Source organism: Mycobacteroides chelonae (assembly GCF_016767715.1).
GTDB classification, from domain to species: domain Bacteria; phylum Actinomycetota; class Actinomycetes; order Mycobacteriales; family Mycobacteriaceae; genus Mycobacterium; species Mycobacterium gwanakae.
Genome location: NZ_CP050145.1, coordinates 4,603,100 through 4,625,600, shown reverse-complemented (window position 1 = coordinate 4,625,600; position 22,501 = coordinate 4,603,100). Strand labels below are relative to the sequence as shown.

At 64.3% G+C, this 22,501-nt stretch carries 18 protein-coding genes and 1 pseudogene; 4 read left to right on the top strand and 15 right to left on the bottom strand.

Translation table 11 applies throughout. The annotated features are described in order from the left end of the window. Positions 1-15: 15 nt before the first annotated feature. From HBA99_RS22730 to HBA99_RS22710, 5 genes are all read right to left on the bottom strand, one after another. Positions 16-1,362, bottom strand: a complete 1,347-nt coding sequence (locus HBA99_RS22730; protein ID WP_070951902.1) for an MFS transporter — start codon at positions 1,360-1,362, stop codon at positions 16-18. Positions 1,363-1,437: 75 nt separating this feature from the next. After that, positions 1,438-2,895: an aldehyde dehydrogenase gene (locus tag HBA99_RS22725; protein ID WP_070932226.1), complete on the bottom strand. Its 1,458-nt coding sequence runs from the start codon at positions 2,893-2,895 to the stop codon at positions 1,438-1,440. Next, complete coding sequence (locus tag HBA99_RS22720) at positions 2,892-4,019, bottom strand: Rv3169 family protein (RefSeq protein WP_070916075.1); 1,128 nt, start codon at positions 4,017-4,019, stop codon at positions 2,892-2,894. The genes HBA99_RS22725 and HBA99_RS22720 overlap by 4 nt, the downstream gene beginning before the upstream one ends. Beyond that, a complete protein-coding gene (locus tag HBA99_RS22715) occupies positions 4,016-5,164 on the bottom strand; it encodes a phosphotransferase family protein (RefSeq protein ID WP_070950494.1) in 1,149 nt (382 codons plus the stop codon). Before HBA99_RS22715 ends, HBA99_RS22720 begins: the two co-directional genes overlap by 4 nt. Positions 5,165-5,259: 95 nt before the next feature. Beyond that, on the bottom strand, positions 5,260-6,039 hold the full coding sequence (locus HBA99_RS22710) for a class I SAM-dependent methyltransferase (protein ID WP_057965490.1): 780 nt from the start codon (positions 6,037-6,039) through the stop codon (positions 5,260-5,262). Between the two features lie 81 nt (positions 6,040-6,120). On the opposite strand from HBA99_RS22710, the gene HBA99_RS22705 reads away from it, so the two are divergent. Then, positions 6,121-7,353, top strand: coding sequence for a glycosyltransferase family 4 protein (locus HBA99_RS22705; RefSeq protein WP_109494227.1), 1,233 nt, complete (start codon positions 6,121-6,123; stop codon positions 7,351-7,353). Here the strand turns inward: HBA99_RS22705 and HBA99_RS22700 are convergent, their stop codons facing one another. Then, positions 7,354-9,036 (bottom strand): MmpA family trehalose lipid delivery protein, encoded by a 1,683-nt coding sequence (locus HBA99_RS22700; protein WP_109494229.1) that lies wholly within the window; start codon positions 9,034-9,036, stop codon positions 7,354-7,356. 10 nt (positions 9,037-9,046) lie between these two features. After that, on the bottom strand, positions 9,047-10,228 hold the full coding sequence (pgfA, locus tag HBA99_RS22695) for a cell envelope lipid trafficking protein PgfA (RefSeq protein ID WP_070951904.1): 1,182 nt from the start codon (positions 10,226-10,228) through the stop codon (positions 9,047-9,049). A 192-nt stretch (positions 10,229-10,420) separates the two neighbouring features. On the opposite strand from pgfA, the gene HBA99_RS22690 reads away from it, so the two are divergent. After that, positions 10,421-11,611, top strand: a complete 1,191-nt coding sequence (locus HBA99_RS22690) for an acyltransferase family protein (protein ID WP_337251451.1) — start codon at positions 10,421-10,423, stop codon at positions 11,609-11,611. 854 nt (positions 11,612-12,465) lie between these two features. Here the strand turns inward: HBA99_RS22690 and HBA99_RS25150 are convergent. Further along, a pseudogene (locus HBA99_RS25150) lies at positions 12,466-15,726 on the bottom strand (alpha-(1->3)-arabinofuranosyltransferase domain-containing protein); the annotation flags it as partial. A 43-nt stretch (positions 15,727-15,769) separates the two neighbouring features. Then, on the bottom strand, positions 15,770-15,943 hold the full coding sequence (locus HBA99_RS22680; RefSeq protein ID WP_005063958.1) for a DUF2613 domain-containing protein: 174 nt from the start codon (positions 15,941-15,943) through the stop codon (positions 15,770-15,772). A gap of 189 nt (positions 15,944-16,132) precedes the next feature. Between HBA99_RS22680 and HBA99_RS22675 the strand changes: the two genes are divergently transcribed. After that, complete coding sequence (locus HBA99_RS22675) at positions 16,133-17,188, top strand: NADase-type glycan-binding domain-containing protein (protein ID WP_070951906.1); 1,056 nt, start codon at positions 16,133-16,135, stop codon at positions 17,186-17,188. A 68-nt stretch (positions 17,189-17,256) separates the two neighbouring features. After that, on the top strand, positions 17,257-18,936 hold the full coding sequence (locus HBA99_RS22670) for a sulfatase-like hydrolase/transferase (protein WP_070951907.1): 1,680 nt from the start codon (positions 17,257-17,259) through the stop codon (positions 18,934-18,936). A 13-nt stretch (positions 18,937-18,949) separates the two neighbouring features. On the opposite strand, the gene HBA99_RS22665 is transcribed toward HBA99_RS22670, so the two are convergent. From HBA99_RS22665 to HBA99_RS22640, 6 genes are read right to left on the bottom strand one after another with little or no spacing between them, the layout of a single operon-like run. Beyond that, the gene (locus HBA99_RS22665; RefSeq protein ID WP_064409866.1) at positions 18,950-19,282 is read right to left on the bottom strand and encodes a TfoX/Sxy family protein; all 333 of its coding nucleotides are present in this window, start codon (positions 19,280-19,282) and stop codon (positions 18,950-18,952) included. Between the two features lie 49 nt (positions 19,283-19,331). Beyond that, entirely contained in the window at positions 19,332-19,853 is a 522-nt protein-coding gene (locus HBA99_RS22660) for a YbaB/EbfC family nucleoid-associated protein (RefSeq protein WP_070951908.1), read from the bottom strand. Further along, positions 19,846-20,496, bottom strand: coding sequence for a HEAT repeat domain-containing protein (locus HBA99_RS22655; RefSeq protein ID WP_081347736.1), 651 nt, complete (start codon positions 20,494-20,496; stop codon positions 19,846-19,848). Before HBA99_RS22655 ends, HBA99_RS22660 begins: the two co-directional genes overlap by 8 nt. A 31-nt stretch (positions 20,497-20,527) precedes the next feature. After that, complete coding sequence (locus tag HBA99_RS22650) at positions 20,528-21,877, bottom strand: putative toxin (protein WP_070951909.1); 1,350 nt, start codon at positions 21,875-21,877, stop codon at positions 20,528-20,530. Positions 21,878-21,879: 2 nt separating this feature from the next. After that, positions 21,880-22,173: a WXG100 family type VII secretion target gene (locus tag HBA99_RS22645; protein WP_046255111.1), complete on the bottom strand. Its 294-nt coding sequence runs from the start codon at positions 22,171-22,173 to the stop codon at positions 21,880-21,882. Between the two features lie 10 nt (positions 22,174-22,183). Next, a complete protein-coding gene (locus tag HBA99_RS22640) occupies positions 22,184-22,489 on the bottom strand; it encodes a WXG100 family type VII secretion target (RefSeq protein WP_070951910.1) in 306 nt (101 codons plus the stop codon). Positions 22,490-22,501 lie beyond the last annotated feature (12 nt).

The following is a 22,501-nucleotide window of genomic DNA, read 5'->3' as shown; positions in this document are numbered from 1 at the left end:
GGGTCCAACCTAGCGTCAGGCGCGCGCCCTGTCGGCAGCATCCAGTGCATGCAGCGAGCTGCCCTTGGTCTCCGGCAGTGCCCAGACGGCAATGAGCGTGATGGGGGCAACGGCGGCCAGATAGATGGCCACCGGCACCCAGCTGTGGTACTTGCTCAGCAGTGCGGTGCCGATGACCGGGGCCAGTGATCCGGCGAAGATCGAGGTCACCTGGTAGCCCACCGACACCCCGGAGTAGCGCATACGGGTCGGGAACATCTCCGCCATGATGGCCGGCTGCCCCGCGAACATCAGCGAGTGCACCAGTAGACCGATCACGATGGCCGCCAGGATCACCCATTCGTCCCGGGTGTTGAACATCGGGAACGCCATGAAGCCCCATCCCGCCGCCAGCAGGGCCCCCAATGCGTAGGGCGCACGTCGCCCCACGATATCGGTGTACCGGCCGACGATCGGCAGGGCGATCGCCTGAACCGCGTGAGCGATTAAGAGCAGCAAAAGGATTCGTCTGGTATCCATGTGCAGCTCGACCTTGAGATAGGTGATCGAGAAGGTGACCACCATGTAGTAGAGGATGTTCTCGGCCACCCGCAGCCCCATGGCGGTGAACACCCCGCGAGGGTAGCGGCGGAACACTTCGACGACGCCGTACGAACTGGCTTTGTTCTGCTCGATCTCCTTGCGCGCCTCCTGGAAGATCGGCGCATCGGATATCCGGGTGCGGATGTAGTACCCGATGGCCACGATCACGACCGACAGCCAGAATCCGACGCGCCAGCCCCAGGCCAGGAAGGCGGCATCGGAGAGGGTCCACGACAACGTGAGCAGCACCAGGGTGGCCAGCAGATTGCCCAGCGGTACCGCCGCCTGCGGCCAGCTCGACCAGAACCCGCGTTGCGCGTCGGGGGAGTGTTCGGCCACCAGCAGCACAGCGCCGCCCCATTCCCCGCCGACCGCGAAACCCTGCAGGAATCGCAGCGCCACCAGCAGGATCGGGGCCCCATAGCCGATCTGTGCGAAGGTCGGTAGGCAGCCCATTAGGAAGGTGGACACGCCGACCAGCACGATCGCGATCTGCAGGAGGTGTTTGCGTCCGTAGCGATCCCCGAAGTGCCCGAATACGATTCCGCCGATGGGCCGGGCGACGAACCCTACCGCGTAGGTGAGGAACGCCTTGATGATGTTGTCGAGGTCATTGCCTCCGGCCTGCACCGCGGGGAAGAAGACCTTGTTGAAGACGAGGGTGGCGGCGGTGGCGTAGAGGAAGAATTCGTACCACTCGACGACGGTGCCCGCCATTGATGCGGCGACCACCTTGCGCAGACCGGTTGGAGCAGCGTCGGCCTCGGCGATGGTGGACACCGTCGAACCCTAGCGTCGAGCGCGAGCCTCACGCGGTTTTCGGGCAAGATTTCCGCGCGAGGCTCGCACGCGAGGCTAGATCGAGTCGAGGGTGTAACCCATCGGCAGCAGCACGCTCTTGAGCTCGCAGTACTCCTCGATGCCCTCGGGCCCGTTCTCCCGGCCGATGCCGGACTGCTTGTAGCCGCCGAATGGGCAACTGGGGTCGAAGGCGTACCAGTTGATGCCGTAGGTGCCGGTACGGATCTGCGCCGCCACCTCCAGGCCCTTGGGCACATCGGTGGTCCACACGCTGCCGGCGAGGCCGTAGTTGGAGTCGTTTGCGATCTTGATGGCCTCGTCGACGGAGTCGTAAGCGATGATCGACAGCACCGGACCGAAGATCTCCTCCTGCGCGATGGTCATCGAGTTGTCGACATCGGCGAAAATCGTTGGCTGCACGAAGTATCCGCCGTCCAGACCTTCAGGACGCTTGCCGCCGTAAGCAAGCCGGGCGCCCTCCTCGATGCCCTTGGCGATATAGCCCTCGACACGGGCGCGCTGCTTCTCGGTGATCAGCGGGCCCACCTGTGTGGCGGGATCGTCGGGCAGGCCCACGCCCATCAGCGAGACCATCCCCACAATGCCGTCGACAACCTCGTCGTACCGCGACCGCGGTGCCAGCACCCGGGTCTGGTTGACGCAGCCCTGGCCGGCGTTCATCAAGCCGGAGAACACCAGCATCGGCAGCGCTGCCGCCAGGTCGGCATCCTCCAGCACGATGGCCGCGGACTTACCGCCCAACTCCAGCGTGACCTTCTTGAGGTTCTTGGCGGCGATCTCGGCGATCTCCTTACCGACGGCGGTGCTGCCGGTGAAACTGAACACGTCGACGCCGGGGTTGTTGGTCAGTGCCCGGCCGGTTTCGGCCCCACCGGGTACCACCGACAGCACGCCCTCGGGAACACCCGCGTCGGCGAACACCTCAGCGAGGATGAAGCTTGACAGCGGAGTCTCGGCAGCGGGCTTGAGCACCACCGTGCACCCGGCGAGGAACGCCGGGCCGATCTTGTTGAGCGCCAGGAACAGTGGCACATTCCAGGCCGCGATGGCGGCCACCACGCCGGCGGGCTCCCGGGTTACCACCGTTTGGCCGTAGGCGCCGTTGCGCAGTTCCTTCCACTTCACCGCGTCTGCCGCATTGGCGTAGTACTGGATGGCACCGAAGCCGCCCAACCATTGCAATGTTTCGATAACCATAGGGGGAGCGCCGGTCTCGTCGGCGATGGCCTTGCAGATCTCGTCCTTGCGGGCCTCCAGCCCGGCAACTGCCTTCTGCAATATCGCCTGGCGCTCGTGCGGAGTCAGCTTGGGCCACGGGCCGTCATCAAAGGCGCGGCGGGCAGCGCTTACCGCGGCTTCGACGTCGGCGGGGGACGCCAGCGGACACTGGCCTACCTTCTGTCCGGTGGCGGGCGAGATGACCTCGATCACCTGGTCAGTGGCCGGCTCGGTCCATACGCCGCCGATGAAGAGCTTGTCGTAATTCGTCATGAATCGCTGTCTCTTTCCTGATGTGTGTCAACGAATCCGGTGAAGCCGGAGGGTTTATGTGGGCCTATGGGCCCGAACTCGAACAGTCCACTGCCGTGGTTCTCCACGCCGTTCTCGACCAGGCGGAACGTCGCGAGATTGTCGACGGGGCAGAGCAGTTTGAGCGTGGCGTCCAGTTCCGCGGTCTTGTACCGCTTGCCCTGCACGACGAGGTCGCCCTGCCACATGCCGTGGCGCCAGTCCGGATCCAGGCCGTACCCGGTACCGAAGCCGAAGTAGTGCGGCAGCACTATCTCGGCGGTGACGGTGATGTCACCCAACGTGATCACCGCAGAACTCGCCTCGCGAGTGCCGGGAACCAAGGTGATGTCGTGCGTGATGGGGCCGAGTTCCTCGATCCCCTTCGCCGGATCGCGCCACACCCGGCGTGCACCGCTGACCACCTTGGTGCCGTGCTCGTCCTCCTGGTTGATGAACACAATCGAGTATTCGGGGAACGAGATCACGTTGTAGAGCCAGAAGAAGCCGCCCGCCAGGGTGGCACGCCGCCCGGCGGGCTCGCCCTCGCCGACTGGCCGGATGCCCCAAGAGCGATCCCGGTTGCCCGACCAGTTGACGCCATCGAGTTCGTGGGTGGTGCCGTCGACCGTCAATTGGCCTGCCCAGGTGCCGGTTTGGGCAAATCGCGAGGTATCGAACATGACACGGCCGAGCTGGCGCTGGTAATGACCCGGCTCCAGGGAGGCCGGTATCTCGCCGGTGTAGGTGATATCGAAGGCGAGGTCGTAGTCGTCGCCGGGTTCCAGGATCACCCGCACCTTCTTCAGACCTTCGACAACCTCGATGCGATACGGCCCGACCTTCAGATCAGCGCGATCGTCTCCGAGCGCGCGCGACGCGCGGAACACCACGATGTCCTCGCCATTGCGTACCGATGCGAATGCGTCGGTGACACCCAGGTTCGGGTAGACGCCCAGCCCGGTGATCAGGTACGGCAGGTCGGCGCGGCCTCCGTGACAACCGAAGTAGTAGCGGTCGTAGAAGTTTCGGTCCGACGTGCCGACATGGCGGACCACATCGGCGATCTGATGGATCGGATAATCGTCGAAGGGAGACAGGCTCACGCGGAAACCTCGCTCCAGTACTTTCCGTCCAGCATTTTCTCCAGGGTGACCCTGTGCAGGATCAGGTCATCGGGGTCATTCGGCATCTCCGCCATGCCAAAGGCCATGGCGCGCATTTGAATTCGGACCATGATCACGGCATGTTGCAACGCCGCATAGGTGGTGTAGAAGTCCAGATCGCTCGCGTGGTGCCCGGTGAGGGCGGCGTACTCGGCGGCGATGTCCTCGCGCCGGCAGAATCCGGGCAGCCCAGCCAGGCCGGCGATCTCGGCCAGGTCCTGGAAGAACCTGTGCAGGAAGATGATCCATCCCAAATCGAGCTCGCGCGGTCCGATGGTGGCCATCTCCCAGTCGAGCAGGGCAACCGGCTCGAAGTCTTGATAGATGACGTTTCCCGGGCGCGAATCTCCCCAGCTGACCGTGTCGGCCGCGCGCAGAGATTCGGTCGGCCAATTCGCCCGCAGCCACTCGAATCCGCGATCGATAAGCGGGATGGCGGGGCCGTCGCCGCGCACCCACTCATACAGGTCCCGGGTCCGGCGTACATGGGCATCCAGGCCCGTCTCGCCCTCGCGGGCGTCGTTGAGGAACGCGAACTCTTCGACGGGGGCGGAGTGAACCCGGGCGATCTGGTCGATGGTGAGCCGCTGCATCTTGCGGCGGTCGGCGTCGGAGGCCTCGGTCACCCAGGATCCGAACGTGTAGGGCATGCGGTCGGGCGGGACCTCCCCGTCGACGCGCTTCATGACGAAGAACTCTCCGCCGAGCACTGAGGGGTCGTCGCAGTACCAGAGCACCGGGGGCACTACGGCGCTGGTGTACTGGCCGAGCTTGTCCATCACGTCGAACTGGCGGCGCATGTCATAAGTGGGGAATACGGGGCTCGAATCGGGCTGCGGCGCCGTTCTGATCACCAGGCGATGGGCGGCCCGCTCACCGTTCTCGGTCCACTGCGCATCGGCCAGAATCGTCTCGCTGGACATGCCGTTGGCGCTGGGCAGCTCCGCGTGATCGACGCTCAGTGCGGCATCGGATGGCAATTGGCCCGAAATCCAATCGGCCAGTGCTCCGCGCAAGGTCTCCGGGTCCCGCTGTGATTCGGCGGGGCGTGCAACGTCCTCATGCGTCGCTGTCTGCTCAGTCAAGGTGTCGTGACTTCCGTTTCATGTCCGCCTCGTTGCGTGACGTACGCAACACTACCGGGCAGTCAGGGGAAGTGGAACCTGTTGCAATTTCCGATTCAGTGGGGGCGCAGCACAAGCACCAAATTGCTCACCAGAACCTCCCGCACAGCGGGAACTTTGGTGATCCACCATGCCCATTTTGGGTGGTAGCGGGGAAAAGCGGCGACCAGCGCGCCCGTCCCATGGGCCCATTCCAGACCATCGCGCACCGATACCGGAAAAAGTGACGACCCGTAGTTGTTCTTGGGCGGATGGCCGTGCTTGCGGGTGTACCACCGGGCGGCGCGGGCGCCGCCGAAGTAATGCGTCAATCCCATTTCGTGACCACCGAACGGACCGAGCCAGACGGTGTAGGACAAGACGGCCAGCCCCCCCGGCCGGGTGACTCGCAGCATTTCCGCGCCGAGCCGCCAGGGCTCCGGTACATGCTCGGCGACGTTCGAGGACAGGCAGATGTCGACGCTGTCGTCGGCTATCGGCAGGGCCATGCCGGACGCGCGCAGATAGGCCGCTCGTGGGTCGTGGATGCCCGGGGTTCCCTCGGGGGCCGCATGCATCTCACGGGGGTCTGGTTCGACGCCGACGTACCGCGCTCCGGCGTCGGCGAAGGCCGAGGCAAAGTAGCCCGGTCCGCCCCCGACATCGAGCACCGTGCGGCCCCGCAGCCCGATGTTCATCTCCTGTCGCCACAAGTCGGCGACCAGGTGAACTGTGTCCTGTGCCACCGTGCCGTAAAACTTCTCCGGCGCACTCTGCTCAAAGCGGAAAGAGGACAATAAGCTGGCGGAACGCCGCAGAGTGGCCCTTTGGGCAAATAGGTCGGTGATTTCCGGCACGGGTTCTCGTTCTGCTTGGTCTCCTTATTAAGGGAGACGGAATTTCTGGAGGCCCACCCTAACGGCCTAGGGTGCATAGCGGTGTTCAGCGAAGTGTCAGATCAGCAGGGCCTCCCGCGGGAGGTCCTCATGTTGTGTTGGCGCGATACCGGCCATCCGCAGGGTGGCGGCAGCGAAACCTACCTACAGCGCATCGGTGCCGAACTGGCTGCATCCGGCGTGAAGGTGACGCTGCGATGCGCCGCCTACCCGGGCGCCCCCCGTCGCGAGGTGGCCAACGGAGTGCACATCTCGCGCGGTGGCGGGCGCTTCACCGTATATCCGCGCGCACTGCTGTCGCTGCTGGCCAGCCGCATAGGCCTGGGGGCATTGCGCGATGTGAGGCCCGATGTCGTCATCGACACCCAGAATGGCATCCCCTTTTTCGCAAGCACTGTGGTCAGTGCACCCGTTGTGGTACTCGTGCATCATTGCCACCGTGAGCAGTGGCCCGTCGCCGGGCAGCTCATCGGCAGGCTGGGCTGGTGGCTGGAATCGCGGTTGTCTCCGCGGATGCATCGGCGCAACCAATACTTGACGGTCTCGCAACCGTCCGCATCGGACCTGGTGTCGCTGGGTGTAGCGCCTGGGCGGATTGCGGTGGTACGCAACGGTATCGATGAGATTCCGGGCTTGCCGGCAATCGGCGCGCTGGACGGCGTCCGCAGTGAAACGCCACGGGTCGTGGTGCTCTCGCGTCTGGTGCCGCATAAGCAGATCGAGCATGCGCTGACCACACTTGCGCTGCTGCGCGATCACGTGTCCGATGTGCACCTCGATGTCGTCGGGGATGGCTGGTGGATGGATCCGTTGGTGGAACATGCCGCCCGGCTAGGGATTTCCGAGTCGGTGACATTCCACGGCTACCTCGGCGAGGCGGCCAAGCATCGGGTACTGCAACGCGCCTGGGTGCACCTGATGCCGTCACGCAAGGAGGGCTGGGGCCTGGCGGTCACCGAGGCCGCGCAGCACGGCGTGCCGACGATCGGCTACCGCTCCTCCGGTGGGCTCACCGATTCGGTTACCGACGGCATCACCGGCCTGCTGGCGCGCGATCAGGATGAGTTTGTCCGGCATACCGCCACTCTGTTGGCGGATAACAAGCTTCGCTACCGAATGGGCGAGGCAGCGCGAGCTCGCTGCGCCGATCTGTCGTGGCAGCGCAGCGCATCCGGTGTGTGGACGGTGCTCAAGGCGGCGATTCTCGGCGTGCCGGTCTCGGGGATCATCGGTGACGAGCCGATAGTGACTCCGCAGGTCGAAATCCCCGCTTGATCACGGCGCGTGCCGTCGCCCACGCAGCCAACTGATCGCGGGGGCGCAGCCTGCCGCCAGGAGCGCTATCCACATCAGGTGCGCCGCGATAACGGTGACGCGCCGGCCCGGCGAAGCTCCGATGGGTGCCCACGGCCCGGGTACGCGATAAAGCGCGATGTCGCCATCGCGGTAGACGGGCTCGAGCTGCATCAGTGTTGCTAACGAAACCCCTTGTTCACCAGGGGTTTTCGACTGCACTACCACCCAGCCGATGCCCTCCGCCGCGAGCTCGCGCGGTGCGGCTCCCGTGCGTAGCAGCTCGGCGACATGGCGTCCCCGGGTGCCGTCCCCGCGTACGTCGCGCCCATCGACGCGTAGATCCCCACTGCTCACCGTGTCACCGCGGATCCAGCGCGGGAATGGATCCAGTACCGGGATCGATGAGGGGCTCCAGGGGAACTGCCGCACGGTTTCCGCGGGCAGCACCGCCACCGGATGCGGTTCGGCGTTGATGCTGGCCGCGACGGCAGCCCATCCGGCCGGATAGGTCACCGATTCGACGCGGCCACCCACCCCCCACGCCAGGTCGGGAAGTGTGAATATCAGTGCTGCGCAAGCTAGCCCGGAAGCCACAAGTTGTGAGGAACGTTCACGCAGCACGGTGACGGCCGCTGCGCCGGCCACCGCGTACCCCGGCACCGCCAATGCCACCCATTTCTGGCCGTCACGCAGAATGCCCAGCCCCGGTACTTCGGTGATGAGCCAGGTGGTCAGCGTCAACCCCGGGCCCGTTGCCAGTAGTGCCGGAATGACCACGGCCGCAACGGCTATGCCGAGCAACCCGAGCGCTGCCCGGGCGCGCCACAGCACCACTGCGCCCACGGCCACCACGGCCAGGAGCACCGCCGAGAAGGCCAACGCGAACAGTGTCGTGCGTGAGGCAGGCACCGCGGACGCGTTCCACATACCGCCCAGTGAGGCCAGGCTTCCGAGCGTGCCCAACCCGGGCTCGGCGCGCGCCGCGAAGGCATGGACCCCCGCCTCGTCCCCGGCAGGTATGGCGGTTCCCAGCCCCGAGGCCACCAGCCACGGCATCGCGGCCAGTAGCGAGATCGTCAATACGCCTAGCCGTGACCGTAGGCCCGGCACCGCCGCAAGCCCGACGATCAGCGCGAGCACCGTTCCGGTGGGCGTCAATCCGGCCAAGGCGATCCAGAATGCCAGCGTGCACCAGGTGTCGATACCGGATGCCGTTCGCAGCCGGATTGCCGTCAGCGCAACCCACGGCAGGCACCCATAGCCGACCAGCAGGCTCCAGTGTCCTTGCAGAAGTCGTTCGGCCACATAGGGATTCCAGATTGCGATGGTGACCGCTACCAGCTCGCCGGGACTCCCAGCAGTGGGAACCAGGTGGCCGACCAGGCGCGCCGCCCCCCAGCCGGCAAGCCATAAACCCACTGCGAGAAGCATCTTGACGAGAATTCCGCCGTCGACAAGCGTTGTCACGAGGGCGATGAAGAAGTCCTGCGGGACGGCGCGCGGAGCTGCTTCACCGACCCCCAGGGCTGCGTCGGTCAGGTACGAGCGCGGGGTCGAGACGGCGTCGCGGATCAGCAGATAGCCGGGCGCGGCAAGTGGCGCGATAATCGCCGCCGCCAAGCCAAATGCGTACAGCGGCGCAATAAGGCCTGTGCGGCGCAAGACGTCCTGGCTAGAGGTGGTTTCGAGGCGACGGGAACTTGTCGGTATCGGCCTCGCTGGCGGAGGGTTTCTCCGGGCTCCGGCGGCCGAAGAAGCCGTGATCCACCGTGTCCAGACCGGGATCGATCAGTGCGGACTCGGCCCGCAGGCTGAACGAGCCCAGCAGGCCGCCGCCGACGAGGGCCACGACACCCAGGGCCGCAAACGTGATGGGCAGGATGTTCGACCAGATGGAAAGGCTGTCGCGGGTATCGCGGGCCGCCTTCACCTGCTTCTCGACGGTTTCGTCGTTCGACTGCACGGTGTAGTCGACCATCGGAACCTCGGGCTTGAGCGCGTCACGCGAGTAGTAGTGCAGCGCATGCTCTTTGCTCTTGACGATGATGCCGCTGACCGGGTCGACCCAGAACTCGCGCTGTGCCGCGTAGTAACGGGTCATGGTGATCTCTTCGTCCTCGCGCTCGGCCTCCACACCCCACTGCACGGCGCGCGCCGTCACCTTCGAGTCCTCGTCCTTGTCGTACAGCGAGGGGTAAGAGACGGGCTCCACCAGCTTGCCGTTGGCGTCGTAGCCGACATTCTGGGTGAAGTGGTAGGCGGTGAGCCCGTTGACATCTTCTTCGCCGGTGTAGTTGGCATCGAAGGCGCGCTGGGCGACCACGTCGAAGTACTGGTAGGTCTTCTTCTCGGTGTCGAAGGGGAACCGGTAGCTCAACCCTTCGTGCTTGAGAGCGATCGTCGTCGGGGGCGTCTCGTCCTCGATGGCGCGCGGCTTCTGCACGCTGCCGCCGGGGTTGTCATCGCTGGAGATGGCCTCGGCGGAGTGACGATCGACGGTGACGGTGTCGACGGTGGCCAGAATCAATCCGGCGTCGCCCTGCTTGTCGGTCCGTCGCAGGGTGATGCCCGCCTGCAGGCCGACCTTGGTGGCATCGGCGGGGCTGACCGTGCTGATCTGCTCCTGCAGTACTAGCGGCTTGTCTGGGTCGGCGATGAACTTCTGTCCGGACAGCGACGCCGGGTCCAGGGCGCGGCCCTTGCCCTCACTCACCAAAGTGGCGTCCCAGTCGAGCGGAATCTTCGCAAGCCGGTTGCTGGTGTACGTGCTGAGCAACAGCGCGGCGATGATAAGAGCCGAGCCGAGCCCCAGCAGTCCGCACGCTGCGATACGCATCATGACCCCGCGGTTCACAGTCGCCGAACCCTCCTTAACGTGCGGTAACCCTGGTCCCGGCGGTGGCCGGATGACACTGCATGCCCAGGGCAAATCTGTCTGACCCTAACAGCCGCTGCCATCAGGTGGTCATTCGGCGATGTTACGGATTCACCGGTCTCGTTCTGGTCAAACGCCGCCGGATCGACTTAGAACCGTACCCTCGGCGGAGTGAAAGCAGCGCACGTATCGGCTCCGGCCGTCCATGCCCGGGGCTTCGTCCCGGCATTGGAGGGCATGCGCGCCTGTGCCGCGATGGGGGTCGTCGTCACACACACCGCATTTCAAACCGGCCACAATGGCGGCGTCGACGGACGCATTCTGGGCCGCTTTGACCTGGCAGTGGCAGTCTTCTTCGCGCTATCGGGATTTCTGCTGTGGCGGCCACACGCGCTGGCGGCACACGATGGGCCCGCACCACAGTCGACCGGGCGGTACTTCGCGTCGCGGTTCGTCCGTATCGTCCCGGCCTACCTGGCCGCCGTCTTCGTCATCCTGTTGCTGCTGCCGGACGCTGCGGGGGCCAACTGGGTGGTCTGGGCCGCCAATCTGACGCTCACACAGCTGTACGTTCCGCTAACACTCACGGCGGGTCTGACACAGATGTGGAGCCTGGCCGTGGAGGTCGCGTTCTACATCGCGCTGCCCGCCATCGCGCTCATCATGCGGCGGGTACCGCTGCGCTGGCGTGCACCGGTACTGGTGATGGCCGGAGCCGCCAGTTTCGGGTGGGCGTTCATCCCCTTTCACACCGGTGTCGGCATCAATCCGTTGACATGGCCACCGGCCTTCTTCTCATGGTTCGTGGCGGGCATGCTGCTGGCGGAGTGGAGCGCCGCCCCACCCGGCTGGACGCTGCGCCTGGCGCGCCAACGGGTGCTGCTTGCCCTGGTGGCCCTCGTCGCGTTCGCGGTGGCCGCGTCCCCCTTGGCCGGCCCGGAGGGCCTGACGCAGGCACCACCGCATCAGTACGCCGTCAAGATCGCGATGGGGGCGACGCTGGCCTGGGCGCTGCTGCTGCCGTTGACACTGGACACCCCGGGCACGCCGCACCGGGTACTGGGCAGCCCCCTGATGGTGACACTCGGGCGGTGGTCCTATGGCCTGTTCATCTGGCATCTGGCGGCGCTGAACATGGTTTTCACCGTGATCGGTCGTTTTCCGTTCAGCGGTCACTTCCCACTGGTGCTGATTCTGACGTTGATCTTTGGCTTCGCGATGGCCGCCGTCAGTTACGCGCTGGTGGAATCACCGTCACGTGAAGCATTACGACGCTTCCAGAACCGGCGCGCTGGTTTTCGGGCAGGGAGCCGCACCGCGGCGAAGGCCACGGTGGCCACCGAGATCAGCGCCAATAACTGAATCCACCACGAGTGGCCGGTGTAGCCGCCCACCGATCGCCACGGATGTCGTGAGAGAGCCGCCCCGGCCAGCAGAAGCGAGCCGCCCGATATATATGCGCCTGCTGCCGTGAGCGCGCGGAGCGGCCAGCGTGTTCCTACCTTGAACGCCAGTGCGGCCAGGCCCACCACGGCTCCGGTGATGCCACTGATGGCGGTGAGGGCGGCCAGCACCGCGACACCGGTGACCGGGCCGGAGCCCCAGGGGATCACCTGGGGCAGTGTGGTTCTTCGCCGCACCGGGATGAGGGCAAGCAGCGCAAGGACGGGAAGCAGCGCCAGTCCGCCGAAGAGTCCCGTTCGGTACCAGGTGTCGAGGCCGAAGGTCAGCGTGATGGTGCCGCCGACGCCGGCCGGAAGCATCCAGCCCTGCTGCCACCCGTTCACCCGTATCGGCTTGAGCGCGTGTCCTTGCCCGTCGCGGGCAGTCCACCCGGGGTTGATGCTTTCGGGGACCACGAGCACCCGGTCCTGCGGGGCCGGATCCGCGGAGACCTCGCGTTGTGCCGCGTCCCATCTGCCCTTGACTGCCGCTGTCACGGTGGCGGCGGACGGTGTTGTGCCCGGTGCGGTGAGCTGGACACCGTCGACGATGAACTGCTGGCGTGGGTTGACGGTGACGTCCTGAGGCCCCGCGCCCGTTTCGATGGGTGTCGTATCGCACGGTGTGGCCTGGATGGCACTGCCGTCCAATAGTTTCCGCACTGTGGTGGTGATGGACATGGGGATGAAGCGCCCGGCAAGAGCCAGCACCGGCCCATCAGCGCATCCGATTTTGATCACACGGTTGTCGTTGGTGTTTGCGTCGGCCGGTGCGACCGGCCGGCCGCTGGTGTCCAGTGCGACGAGCTCGGCAATACCGGGTGGCTTGTTCTGATCGGTTCCGAGCGCGGTCCGGTCGATGATGTCGGTCCAGTTCATCACCGTGACGGTGATGGTGTCGGTGACGCGCGGATGCAGAGACAGCGTGGAGGTGTCGGCCTTGGGATCGACGGAACGCACCTGCGGACCATCCCCGAGATCGATCGCTACCTGCTTGGGGTGTGCGGGGACCTCGGTGCTACTGGGGCGCAATCGAATACCACCGACGGCGACGGGTTTGGGAAGTTTGATCACCAGAGAGGGGAGGTGCTCGCGAAGTACCGAGTTCTGTGGTGCCGTCCAGGCGGTGCCCGGATCGCCGTCGGTGGCCGCATAGGACGAGCCCCGCAGGTCAATCAGGTCGGCACTGCCGGAGGCCGTGGTGGTTCCGGGCTGCGTGATCAAATCGCGCAGCTGCGGCCCGGAGCGGGCCCGTACCCAGAGCGAAGGCGTAAGCGAAACAGGCTGGGGCACAGTCAGTGTCCGGATGAAGGTGCCCGGCTCCTCGGGAGAGAGCGAGAGCGTCCCCGCGCAGCGCAGTCTTTCCGGTGACGGCATGCAGCCGGGCCGCCCCTCCAGCGGTGATCCCAGGTCCCAGCCAAGCACCGCGGCTCCCGCGGGCGGCGCGGGAATGATTGCGCTGTGGCGTAAATCGACGGAATGGGCGTATCCGGCGGCATCGTATTGAGTGAGGGACAGCTCGGTGATCCCGAACTGCACACCCGAGGTGCCGTCTTCGGTACCGGTGGCCGTCACCTTGATCCAGTTGGTTTCCCCCGGCCGCAGCGCGATGTCCAGGGGTTTACCCGGCTCATCGAACCGCACCGATGTGGTCCCGTTGTCGGTCTCGACCTCCAGCCGCCGCACCTGCGCTCCCAATGCGGTGGCGCTCGGTGTGACGGTCAGGATCGCGTTGGTGATCGGCCGATCCAGATCTACTCGGATCCATTGTCCAAGAGCGGCTTCCAGTGAGCTGCTGACCCAGCTCGTCGCGTTGTCGCGGTCGATGACGGCCGCAGTGCTGGTGCCGGGTGCCACATTGGGCAGCGCCGTGGAATCCGAGGCGGAACTGGACGCGGTGATGGTTCCGCCGGTCCAGCTTCCGTTGACGAGGGGAACCCCGGTGGCGGGGTAGTCGGGCACCCGGTTGAAGGTGCGGCGTTTGTCCCCGGGTGCGCGGATGGCCGAGGAATGGTCGTCCACACGCCCGTAGTCGGTCTCGCGAGCCAGCGGAGTGTCGGTGACCATCGCGGGCCCGGGACGCAAACCCGCCTGCGCGGCGTCGGTGGCCAACAGGGACGGGCCCAGCGGTGGCTGGTTCAGCTGGCGGCGCCGCTCGCCCAGACGCAGCAGTGCCTCGGGTCCGCCCGCTACCCGGGGCATGCTGTCGATGCCCGTGAAATACGGTTCTCCGTAGGCTTTTTGCCGACCCACCGCATAGATCTCGACCGCCGGATACTTTGGGCGTAGATCACTGTCGGCGACAAAGCCCTCCACCGTCCCGGCCCCGACAGGGTCCCCGAACTGGGCGACCTTGGTCAGTCCGGGGGATCCTTCAATGGTGTGGTGCACCAGGATCGGGCGGGCGGAACGGGACGTATCGGGATCGAGGTCGTTGCGCACCACCAGGTGCGAGATGCCCTGCTGCTCCAACGTGTCGGCCAGCCCATCCGAGGGCCGGCCGGCGGCGAACAGCTGCTGCACGGAGTCGATGGCGCGAATAGTTTCCGGTGGTGTCAACGGGATGGAATCGCGTACACCCCAAGGGGTCTGGCCCAGAGCCTGCAGGGGTTCGTCGCGGGTGAGGCCCCAGGTCTGGATTGCGAACGGGGCTCCCGGCACCACGAGTGCCCGCCCGCCGTCATCATGATCCGCCAGCCAGTGCGCCGTGTCCTGCCAGTAGCCGGGGATGGCATCGAAGCCGCCGCGGGGCACCAGCCGGCCCGTCCAGGCAAGCGAAGTGCTCGCGGCGAGTGCCACGAACACGGCGATCCCCAACGCAACGGCCCGATTGCGCTCCGGGCGTGCCAGCGCGGCGAGCCACTCCCGTACGGGCACGCTCGCGGGTAGCGGTATCCGCGATAACGCGTGCGCCAGGCCAAGGATCAGTGGTAGACGAATCAGCGGCTCGAGCTTGTGCACATTGCGCAGCGGCGTGCCGCTGTCGTCCAAGAAGAATTGGATCTGCTGGCCCACAGGCGATCCGAGTGCTCCGGTGTATCCGGCCGTCAGCAGCACCAGGCCCACCAGAAGTATCGCGACCAGCCGTCCGCGAGCTGGCATACCCCGCATGGCCAACCCCGCCATGCCGGCGGCGGCGATCATCGCGGTGGCTATGACCATGGCCGACTGGGTGACCAGTGAGGACCCCGCCGTCGCGGTCGGGGCCACGAACGGGGTCCAGCTGTCGGTTCCGCGCAGCACCTCGGTGAGCGAGGTCCACTGCGTGGTGACACCGGAGGATTCGATGAAGTCCAGGAACCGCGGGCTGATCTTGCCGAAGATGAGCAGGGCAGCGATCCACCACGTGGTGGCCAGCGCCAGGCAGGGAATCCACCATGCCGTGAATCGCCACCACGTGCGGTTCGGCCTGTGGGCCAGCCACCAGATGAAGGCCACCCCGCAGGCCAGGGCGGTGGCGACGGCGTTGACCGCACCCATCAATGCGACCGCGACTGCCGACAATGCCGCGGCCCGGCGTGGAGGCATCCGGCCCTGGAAGACCAGGATGACCGGCAACAGCACCCACGGGGCCAGCATCATGGGCAGCGTTTCCGACGAGATGGCGCCCAGGGTCGTCAGTACCCGAGGGGACAGGGCAAAGGCGGTCGCCGCGATGAGCCGGGAGCCTCGGGTACCGATACCCAGCGCTTCGGCGACCCGGATGACACCCCAGAACCCGGCCACGATGAGCAGCGCCCACCACAGCCGTTGCGTCACCCAGGCCGGCACCCCGAGCAGGTGTCCCATCGAGAAGAAAGCGCCGTGGGGGAAGAGGTATCCGTAGGCCTGGTTCTGTGCCTGCCCGAACGGCAGATCGCTGCTCCACAGGTTCAGGGCCCGCGCGGCGAACCGCAGCGGATTGATCGCCAGATCCAGCTTGGTATCCGGTGATATCTGTCCGGGTGATTGGGCGAAGGTCAGCAGTAGGGCGAGTACCGATGCGACGGCGAGCCACCGCCGGCTCAGCGGGGAAGAGTCAAGGCGGTGCGTCACGGTTCAGGAAATGCGGCGCGGCGCTGCCGGGAGCCGCGCGATGTCAGCTCCGGTTGCCGTAATCGGGACGGTTGAGGATTGCCGTCGACGGATCGATACCGGTCACAACGGGCTTCTTGTCCTGTTCAACCGACAGCGTCAGGCCGAAGACGGCCGCAGCGCCCAGCAGCAGACCGATCAGCACGCTCGCGGCGGCTGGCACCACAAATCTGGTCATCGGAGCTCCTCTGGGTCATGCAGATACCAGCGGCCAAACTAGCACGTCCGAAGATGGTCGCGATTCTCCGGCGGGCCTGCGGATACTTGGTGGGGGCGAGTACGGAACATGGAGAACCGTGAAGAGACCGGCATGGCGGGTGGCTACCTGTGGTCCCCGACGGCGCTTCGTGCGGAATAATGGCCGCCCATGACCGGTCCATACAACTACGGACCGGCGCCGGACTACGACGCGGAGTTCGCCGCCGCGCACAACCCGGCGCTACCTCAGGATCAACTGCTGCGGCTGTGGCACACACGCCCCGATCTGCGTGAGGCCCTGGCGCAGTTGCCCGCGTGCCCGCCCGCGCTGGCCGCGCAGGTGCAGTTCTCCGATCCCTGGCGTGACCCCAATGCGCGATCGCATCGCGGGATCATCATGGCCTTCGCGATGCTTGCTGGTCTGCTCGTGATCGTCGGCCTCGGCTACGTCGGATACATGGCGGTGCGTGGGGACGGATCCGCCCAGCAGCCGACGCATGGAATGCTGCCGCCGAATGACCCGAAGGTGACGAGCAGTGCCGCGGCGACCGCCACCACGGCGCCACCTGCGGCGCCCTCGAGTGCCGTTAAGCCGGTGGATGTGTCCACTAATTGCGTTCAGGCCGAGGACGGCACCGACAGCAACGGGGTGAAATACGTCTACGACCCCGCCAAGGCGTTCGACAACGACCCACTCACCGCGTGGCGGTGCCAGTGGAAGGAACAAGACGGGCAGTCGATCACGGCCAAGTTCGATCATCCAACACTCATCACCTCGGTGGGATTGATCCCTGGATACGCCAAGACCGATATCGACGGATCGGACCGCTTCGCTCAGAACCGCAAGATCACCCGGGTGCGTTGGGAATTCAGCGACGGCAGCTCGGTCAAGCAGCAGGTTCCGGTGAGTCGTGCGCTGGCGAGTATCAAGGTGAATGTGGTGACTGATTCGGTGACCATGGTCATCGAGGCCACCGAACCCGGGGTGTCGATCGTGAACAAGAGCGGCCAACGGCAGGACGCGTTCAACGGCCTGGTCTCGGTGAGCGAGATCGAGATCATGGGCACCCAGCCTCCCGCTGCCCCCGTCCCGGCACCTGCACCTGCTCCTGCACCGGCGCCCCTTGCGCCACCGCATAGCTCGAATGCTGTTCCCGGCGCCCCCGTGACTACGGCTCCGGCGGGCCCGCCGCCGTCTGCGCCGGCCGCTCCCGCACAGCCGTAGCGCGTCGTACCCAAAACTGGCCGGGTTCTTCAGCGTTCATTGCCAGGAATTGCGGTTACGTTGGATCCATGGCCGAGCTCAACCGCAGGACCGTGCTTACCACCGGGGCAGTCGCGGCGGGTGCCGCCGCCGTAGGTTTCGGGGGATATGAACTGCTCCGCAAGCCGGGGCGCACTGATTCGACGGCGGCGGGTGGCAACAAGCCGAATATCCTGGTGATCATCGTTGATCAGATGCGGGCCCCGCAGTGGTTCCCCGATATCCAAAAACTCACCAACCTCCTGCCGAGCCTTAGCCGATTGCAAAGGGAAAGCGTTACTTTCGCATCGCACTACACCGCGTCGAACATGTGCACCCCATCGCGAGGAGCCATGACGACGGGGCTGTACTCGCACCAGACCGGCTGCCTGTTCACCGGCGAAGGGCCCAGCGAATCGAGCCTGGCTCCACAGTTCCCCACCTGGGGCACCATGCTGCGCCAGCAGGGTTACCGCACCTGGTGGTGGGGTAAGTGGCACCTCGGCGACTGGAGCGACACCAATCCTGAAGGTCTTGACGCACACGGTTTCTCGGGTGGAACCTTCCCCTCGCCCAATGGGGCTCCCAACCAGGGGTTGCAGAAGGACCCGGGGATAGTCGATCAGTTCGCAGGGTGGTTCGACGCCGAAGCGGGCAAGGGGCCCTGGTGCACCACGGTGTCACTGGTCAATCCGCACGACATCTGCTGGTGGCCGAGAAACCCTCTTCCGGAAGATGTTCCGCACTGGTTCGATAACGTCCCCGCCAATTTCCAGACGCCCGATGAGCTGCGTCAGCATCGCAAGCCGCAGCTGCAAATCGACTACGCCAATTTCATGTCGCCGATCATGACCGGCGCGGTGTCCTATTCGGGTCCGGGCATGGCCCGCCAATGGGCCCGCTGCCTGGACATGTACCTGTGGTTGCAACAGCAGGTGGACGCCCAGATCGGCCGGGCTCTCGAGAAGCTGGCATCGCGTCCGGACGTCGACCGCAACACGGTGGTCGTCTTCACCTCCGATCACGGCGAATACGGGGGCTCACACGGGTTGCGCGGCAAGGGGGCCACCGCCTACGAGGAGTCGATCCGGGTTCCCCTGTACATCCGCGATCCGCACGGGGTGCTCACCCCGAAGGCGGGGGATACGCGCACGCAGCTGACCTCCAGCGTCGACCTGGCTCCGCTGCTGCTGACCATCGGGTCCGGCGGCAACGGGTGGCGTACCGATCCGCGTTTCTCGTACCTGGCTGCCCGCGCCGATATCGCAAATATCGCCAAAAACAATGTGGGGGGACGCAAGTGGATTGCACACGTCACCGATGACATGTCGGTGGAGGAGATGACCACGCTCATGAAATCTCCACACACGCAGAAGTTGATGGGTGAGATCGCGCCACCCAGCGAGATTCCCACCTCGGCGCCCAGCCACATCGTGGCGGTCCGCACCGCGGAAGCCAAGCTGGCCAACTACTCGTATTGGAAACCCGGCGGCATGCAGGTCGATAGCACGCGGCCGTCGGATCGCGAATTCTACGATTATTCAACGCTTTCCGGGCAGCAAGAAATCGAGAACCAAGCAGGCCGCGGCGGTAAGGAGGCCGAGCTGCAAGGCCTCATCGACAACGAGGTACTACCCGAAGTGCAGGCCCCATTGCCGACGTTCCTTGGGCAGGCACAGGAGCAGGGCCTGGCGGATATGCAGAAGCTGATGGTGCTGCGCGGCGGATAGTGGCCGCTGCGGGCTATTTGGGTGGTAGCGAGCCGGCGTAGAGCAGGGCGCGCTTCACCCACGGCTCCAGCTGCCGCTTGGTGCGCACGCCCTCGGCGTCGATGCTCAGCCAGCCGTCCATCTCGCGCCCACCCATCACCATCCGGCTGACATGAGTCTTGGTCACCAGAGCCTCGGTCTCCGTGGGATCGCAACGCGCCAATAGGCCGCCTTCGCGTTTCGCGGCGACGGTCATGTGCCCGTCGACCAGAAACGCCAGGCCGCCGAACATCCGTTTCTCGGTGACGCCCTTGGTTGTGGCGATCACTTCACGGATGCGCTCTACCAGGTCTTCGTCGTAGGCCATGGGGCAATTGTGGCGCGCTGTCGATTTCCGCGCGGCTCGTTCGCTTGTATCAACTTCTCCCAAAGGGGTTTTGATTGAAGCGTTCGTAATGGGCGTCCTCGTCATCGAGCGCTGCGTAGCGCTGTGGAGGTTGTTGCGTTGGGTAAACGACAGGCGACTTTGCGGGAGGGCAATGGCTTGGTGATGGGGAAGAGTGCGGGGCCGGCAGGTGGCTGCTGAACATCTGACGGGCCTCAGGATGGATTGCCTCTGCTGCCTGTTGAAGTTCAGCGCGTGTCGCGAGAAGGCCCTCGAAAAATTGATGGGCAGCATCAGAGGCCCGATACGCCGCGGCCTGGGCGGTCTCGGCGATCAGCGTCCCAAGTCGCCCACGATCCATGCGCGCTGTCGCTTGGTGAAGCTGGATGCCGAGGACCATTCCGTTTGCGTTCACTCGGACACGGACCATCCGATCCATGGATTCGGCCTCGGCTTCTATCGCGTCGATCCTGCTCATCTGCGATTCCAGCTCCGCCACCTGGGCGCGCACACGCTCTGCGATTTCTTTGAGGTGATCGGGCTCGTCAGTCATTGGGTAGTCGTTCCATAGCGCGTCGGGCTGCCTTTCGAACCAGCGTATCCGGGTCGTGGACAAGAGGTTCGATGAGATGGCGAATGCCGGGCGCCTTCGCTTGAACGAGTGCTTTGATTGCGAATTCGCGTGCCGGCCCGTTGAGATATCTGATTAGCAATTGATGAGAGTCGCGTGTTTTCACTTTTCCTAGATATTGAATGATCGGAATGATTGGCGTACCCGCAGGCAGGTCGGGAATAAGCGCAACGATCTTTGAGAAATCTTTTGGTCCGCAGGCTAGTTTGAGGCCACCGAGTGCCCAATCTATCTGCCGCAATGGTAGGGGTGGCTGATGTTGGACCTGGCTGATGAGTAGGTCAATTACCTGCTGATTTCCGCGTGCTGCTGGGTCGATGAGGTTGCGAATTAAACCGGAACGGATAATTGAGCGGTGACCATGGTCTGGTTCCGGCCCGGGTATACGTTCTTCCAAATGAGATAGCCAGTCTATGAAGACAGGAATGGCCTCGGGAATCGTTGCGGGACCGTTCGCGAGCGCATCTAGCGTGTAAGCGCGCACGCCAACCTCTGCAAGGTCGTGCATGATGCGTTTATCAAACCCACGCTCTCCGTGAACATACTGGGGGGGAATATTGTCCATCCAGTCGTCGCCCTGCGGAATGCCGATGTAATTAGAAGTATGCATCATCAAGTTCCTTCCTGACGACTTGAATCTGCCCGTTGTTCACCATTTCTTGGATCTTCGGGTCATTGATCGCGGTGCGATGGTCAACGACAAGGGTCATCGTGTAGCCGTTCTGTCGCGCCCACTCAGCTTCCGCGAGAATCTGTACGCGATCAGGCCTAATCTCGTTGGTGTTCTTAACCTCTATGACCTGCCGGTTTACGTCATCAATCCGATCAGGTACAACCTCGCGTGCCACGGGCCCGGAGCCCGTGTCGACGATGACTCGCACCTCTCTCTTGGGGCCTCTGGGATCGATTCCTGCTCGCCGCTCCCCTTCGTCACCAGCGGCCTCATTTTCTTCTTTCGTGCGATTGCGAATGGGGTCCGTTTGCCTGGGAATTCTGTCGAGGAGATTTGACAGAAATTTGGCGTCCGTTGTCGCAAGATTGTTGATGCCCTCGTTAGATTCGGCGGCCTGGTCTACTTTTTGGTTGATCGACTCCATGAGTTTGTCATTGGCTTTGGCGTATTCTCTTTTATTGAATTCAATTAGTCGATCGATACCTTTTCGTATCCGATCGCCAAAAGGAAGTCTCCGCGCCAGTACCTTGTCCACTTCGTAAGACAGGATAATGTAATGAAGTATCGTAAGGGATTGCTGACCTAATTTCTTCATCTCGGCGGCTTTTGAACCTACGGCCTCGCAGGCGACGCCCAGATCGGAAGCAACCTCCCCTTTGAGGGCACCACATACGTTGGCGATTTCGGTGACCATCTCATTGATCTCTGGATAGCCTTTTTGTCGATCATCAGTGAAGATCGCCGTGCAGGCATTCCAGAGATCGGTTGCTTGCTTCTGGCTGTCGGTGCCGAAGGAACTGAAGGCAGACCCCGCCGCACGAATCCGACTCTCGTCGCAATCAGCCCATTCCTTCTTTACATAGTCGGCAATGAGAGACCAATGGTCTGGTTTGGAGTTGTTTCCGCCGACGGACAGCTGGCTGGGGTGCATGGCGTGGTTGATCTTGCTCCCCGAGGGCGGCGGCGGAGTACGTTCTTGAGGGCCCGTTGGACTCGACTCGTTCTCTGCTCTGGCCTCGTTGAGCCCTGCTTCGTGTACTAACTTTGCGAGGACCGTGGCTGCCATCACCCCAAGGGAGCCGACTTCGAACACGTCGGACGCGGACTGGTCATAGCTGGAGCTCCAGCGTGGTCCACCGGTTGCGTAGCCGCCCGCGGATCGAGAGACATTCAGCTTTTGGTCAAGTGCGGTGAAGCGGGCTTCGAAGGATGTGGCCGCCTCTGCAAGTTTGGTGGCGACGGAGTAGAACCATTCTGGATCGGCCTTTGTCATGATTACGCCCCCGGGAACATTTCGCGGTTCTTCGTTCTCGCATCGAGGTAGTTGCCGTGAGTGATCTTGATTCTGTCGCGCAGTGCCCCAAGTGATTCAAGGTGTTGTGCGAATTTGGTTCGCCACTCAGCGCTTGCTTCCATGAACTTTTCTGCGCCTTGTCCCTCGTACTGGGACAGGACGCCCTCCGCCGTACGCTCGACATTTTTCGCCTGATCAGTGAGCGATTCTATTTGCTTGGTCAGGAAGTCGATGTGTTCTTGCATCGCGTCTAAGTCATACGAACGTTCAGCCATATCAACCTCGCTAGCTATCCGTTGAGGCGATGGCCTGCGTGGTCAGCTGTTCCTGATCAGAGTGCAGCTTCGCGGTTTTCAACAACAACTCAGCATGCTCAGACAGCGTGTCCAGGTGGGATGTGAATGTCTTGCGAAGATCGTCCCATGCCGTTGCCGCATCGTTTGCAGCCGAGCCAGTCCATACGCCCTGAAGTGTTTGAGCCCGCCGATGGATTTCGGCAACAGCCGTCTCGATCGTGCGATGATGCTGGCGCAGCTCGCGTGACCCTTGTTCGAGCGCGGTTGTCGACACACGCAGTCGTTGGTCTGCCATGAATCCCCTCCC